Below are 1,218 nucleotides of genomic sequence, written 5' to 3'. Positions count from 1 at the left end.
ACACGTAGTATCTAATGGAGTGGTAAGAGCAGTAGGAAAGGGAACAGCAACTATTACAGTAGCTACAGTGGATGGCAAAAATACGGCTAAATATATAGTAACTGTAAATCCAATAGTAAGAGTTACTTCAGTAAAATTAAATAAGACAAAAAATACTCTTACAATAGGAGGAAAAGACACACTAATAGCAACAGTAGCACCAAGTAACGCCACAAATAAAGGAGTTACATGGAGCACCTCCAATGGGAAAGTAGCAACAGTATCCAATGGGGTGGTAAGAGCAGTAGGAAAGGGAACTGCAACTATTACAGCTACTACAGTAGATGGTAAGAAAGCAGCTAAATATTATGTAACAGTAAAGCCATTGATAAAAGTAACATCAATAGCATTGAATAAGAGTATAGCAAGTTTAAAGGTTGGAGGATATGATTATTTATACGCTACAGTATATCCATATAATGCAGCAAATAAATCGATAATATGGACAACCTCTAATTCAGCTGTAGCGACGGTATCATCTTATGGAACTGTAAGGGCAATAGGAGCAGGAATAGCAACAATTACAGCAAAAACTTATGATGGATCTAAAACAGCAACATATATAGTAAAAGTTATATCTCCAGTTAAAGTAACATCAGTAGCATTGAATAAAACTATAGATACATTAACCGTAGGAGACAATACTTGGTTATACGCAACTATATCTCCATACAATGCAACAAATAAACATGTAAAGTGGACAACATCAAATACAGATGTTGCCATGGTATCTTCTTCTGGACAAGTAACAGCGGTAGGAGTAGGAAAAGCGACAATTACAGCAAAAACTGATGATGGATCCAAAATAGCGGTATGTACAGTAAGAGTTAATGAGCCAGTTAAAGTAACATCAGTAGCATTGAATAAAAATATAGGTACATTAACCGTAGGAGACAATACTTGGTTATATGCAACTATATATCCATATAATGCAGCAAATAAATATGTAGGATGGACAACATCAGATACAGATGTAGCTAGGGTATCTTCCTCAGGACAGGTAACGGCAGTAGGATCAGGAACAGCAATAATTACAGCAACAACTGATGATGGAAGTAAAACAGCAACATATACAGTAACAGTAGGAAAAATATTACCGACATCAGTGACATTAAACAAATACTCATCTAGCTTAAAAGTAGGAGGATATGACTACTTATACGCCACGGTGTATCCCTA

The 1,218-nt window shown here is 35.7% G+C and carries 1 protein-coding gene; it reads left to right on the top strand.

Features of this window, described 5'->3' with window-relative positions:
• On the top strand, nucleotides 1–1,218 hold a 1,218-nt coding region (locus RH99_RS18380), incomplete at both ends, for an Ig-like domain-containing protein (RefSeq protein ID WP_010241762.1).

It is taken from the genome of Clostridium arbusti SL206, assembly GCF_000246895.1.
In the GTDB taxonomy this organism is placed as follows: Bacteria; Bacillota; Clostridia; order Clostridiales; family Clostridiaceae; genus Clostridium_I; species Clostridium_I arbusti.
The sequence above is the reverse complement of the archived record's forward strand: the minus strand, read 5'-3'. Positions and strand labels throughout refer to the sequence as shown.